Source organism: Bradyrhizobium sp. UFLA05-125 (assembly GCF_059803515.1).
In genome coordinates this window covers 1-2,786 of the sequence record NZ_JBANBJ010000159.1, presented here as the reverse complement: position 1 = coordinate 2,786, position 2,786 = coordinate 1, and the positions used below count along the sequence as shown (strand labels likewise).

Genomic DNA, 2,786 nt, shown 5'->3' with positions numbered 1-2,786 from the left:
TTGCAATCCGCTCCAGCTTTGGATCACCGTTCAAGATGTCCGCTCCCTTGCGAAAGGGTCGGATGAGAAGAGATGGTTGCGCACGCGCCCTTACCTTGAAGAAGGTATCCCCAACCAGCCATAGTTAGTTGCATCAGGTAACCAGCCGGTTCAGAAATTGCCAGAGTTCTAAATGACTTCCAGCAAACTTCCAATGTTGCGGGTGCGAATCGAGCGCTTCCCGATCGCCGGCCTCTTCACAATCAGCCGGGGCGCCAAGACGGAGGCCGTGACCGTCGTTGCCGAGGTGGGCCGGGGCGGCCTGACCGGCCGCGGCGAATGCGTGCCCTATGCGCGCTATGGGGAGACCCCGGAGGCGACGCTAAGGGCGATCCAGGCCATGCAGGAGGCGATCGGGGGCGGACTGGACCGGCGCGCCCTGCAAGCCGCGATGCCCTCCGGGGCGGCCCGCAACGCAGTGGATTGCGCCCTGATCGATCTGGAGGCCAAGGAGGCGGGCCTGCGGGCGTGGAACCTGCTCGACCGGCCGGTTCCGGGGGAGCGCACCACCGCCTACACGATCTCGCTGGGTTCCCCAGAGGCAATGGCGGTGGCGACCGCCAGGGCCGCGCACCGCTCGCTCCTGAAGATCAAGCTCGGCGGCGAAGGCGACCCTGAAAGGATCGCCGCAGTCCGGAAGGCAGCTCCCGAATCGGAACTGATCGTCGACGCCAACGAGGCCTGGACGTCAGCCAATCTGGAGCGGAACCTTTCCGCCTGCGCCGAGGTCGGCGTCATCCTGGTGGAGCAGCCGCTGCCGGCCGGCCAGGACGAGGCGCTGGCGCGCATCAAGCGGCCGCTCGCCGTCTGCGCCGACGAGAGCGTGCACGACCGCTCCTCGCTCGCGCCGCTGCGGGAGCGCTACGACGCCGTCAACATCAAGCTCGACAAGACCGGCGGCCTCACCGAGGCGCTCGCCATGGCCGATGCGGCGCAGGCGCTGGGCTTCGAGATCATGGTCGGCTGCATGGTCGCGACCTCGTTGTCGATGGCACCCGCAATGCTGGTGACGCCACAGGCGCGGTTCGTCGATCTCGACGGGCCGCTGCTGCTGGCGCGGGATCGCGATCACGGCCTGCGCTATGACGAGAGCCTCGTCTATCCGCCGGAGGCCTCGCTCTGGGGGTGAGCGAAGAGGCGATGCCGTGCGGTCCACATCAGCATCGCGCCCGTGCCGGCCATCGTAGCCATCAGGTAATAAAGCGCCTCGCCATAGCGCGCGTAGATCGCGCCCGAGATGATCGAGGTCGTCGAGCTCAACAACCCGCTGATTGCCGCGTAATAGCCCTGCCCGCGCGCCATCTGATGCGCTGGCACGTGACGCACCAGCAGGGTCATCACGCCAACCTGGGTGAGGCCGAAGCTCAATCCGTGCGCGAGCTGGACGATCGCAAGCACTGCGACCGGCGGCTCCTGCGCGGTAATCGACCAGCGCGCCACTGCGCTCACGCCTCCGATCACGACCAGCAGCGCCGGATGCAGCGAAAGCCGCGGCGACACCGCAAAGACGATGATCTCCGCGAGCACGCCGAGCGCCCAAAGGCCGGCGATCGTCAGCCCGCCGAGCCCATGAGCCTGCCAGTTGATCGAGGCAAAGGTGTAGTAGGCGGTATGACTGCTCTGGATCAGCGCCGCCGAGGCGATGATCGCAAGGAAGCTCGCATCGCGCAGCAGGCGCTTGCCACCATGCGCGGTGGCGCTCTTTCGTCGCGTGTCGTCCAATGGCTGAAGCGAAAGGCCGGTGAAGGCCGTGATCACCGCAAGCGCGACGATGATCCAGATCAGTTCGCGCGCGGCGATGACGTCGACCAGAAGCCCACAGGCGAGCGCGCCTGCGATGAAGGCCACCGAGCCCCACAGCCGCAATGGCCCGTAGTCGAGCTTATAGCGGGCAACGCCGCGCAGCGCATAGGCGTCCGTCAGCGGCAGCTGCGGCGTCCAGAAGCAGCAGGTGACGATATAGAGCAGCAGCACCGGCAGGGGTTGATGCTGCGTGCCAGCCAGCGCGAAGCCGATCGCCGAGGCGAATGCGGTCAGGATCAGCGCGGCGCGCACGGCCTGATGCCGCTCGGCGATGCCGGTCACGAAGGGCAGTGTAGTGAAGCGCGTCACCGCAGGGACCGCGCTGATGATTCCGATCCACGCCGGCTCGATGCCGACCGCCTTCAGCCACACCGTGAAGAAGGGCAGATGCGTGCCGAGGACGGCGAACGAGACGCTGTAGAACAGCGCCAGGCGCACGGCGAATCGCCGGCCTTGCGTTGCTGCGATGGGGATTTGTGATTCGCTCTTCATCAAACCAATTGCGATTCGGTCGATATCGTGGTGATCGTTACTGTAACGCGCACTGATTTGCGCGACGAGATTGCCATGGCCACAGAAGCATTCGCCCTCTCGCCTATGTCTGCCCGCGCGGCCGAGCCGAACGAGCAGGATTACGATGCGATCCGCGAGGCCTTCATGGAGACCGCGCGCGGCCGCTGGTTCCTCGGCGAATACGCCAAGCGCAACCGCAACGCCGATACGCGCATGGTGCTCGATGCGGTCGCGAAAATCGAGGAATCCCTTGCAGCGCAGCGCCAGCCTGTCGTCGAGGACCGTCTGCCCGAGGCGCTCGTGGCGATCCGCCGGGCGATTCGCGAGGCCGAGACGATCGCGATCGCGGCCGTCGATCCGGCCCTGCTCGAGACCAGCCTCGGGCCGATCCATCGCGGTGTACGCATCATCAGGGAGATCTCCTGGCGCTG

The 2,786-nt window shown here is 66.3% G+C and carries 2 protein-coding genes and 1 pseudogene; 2 read left to right on the top strand and 1 reads right to left on the bottom strand.

The window, feature by feature from the left end; translation table 11 throughout:
- Positions 1-172 precede the first annotated feature (172 nt).
- Positions 173-1,168 carry an N-acetyl-D-Glu racemase DgcA gene (dgcA, locus tag SO156_RS45635; RefSeq protein ID WP_498539438.1) on the top strand — a complete coding sequence of 332 codons (996 nt, stop codon included), beginning with the start codon at positions 173-175 and terminating at the stop codon, positions 1,166-1,168.
- Here the strand turns inward: dgcA and SO156_RS45630 are convergent.
- Positions 1,138-2,334, bottom strand: a complete 1,197-nt coding sequence (locus SO156_RS45630) for an MFS transporter (RefSeq protein ID WP_458147099.1) — start codon at positions 2,332-2,334, stop codon at positions 1,138-1,140. The genes dgcA and SO156_RS45630 overlap by 31 nt on opposite strands.
- A 75-nt stretch (positions 2,335-2,409) precedes the next feature.
- On the opposite strand from SO156_RS45630, the pseudogene SO156_RS45625 reads away from it, so the two are divergent.
- Positions 2,410-2,786, top strand: a pseudogene (locus SO156_RS45625) (hypothetical protein); the annotation flags it as partial.

Coding starts and splice junctions, on each gene's coding strand:
- dgcA (WP_498539438.1), top strand. CDS start 173: ATGACTTCCAGCAAACTTCCAATGTTGCGGGTGCGAATCGAGCGCTTC.
- SO156_RS45630 (WP_458147099.1), bottom strand. CDS start 2,334: ATGAAGAGCGAATCACAAATCCCCATCGCAGCAACGCAAGGCCGGCGA.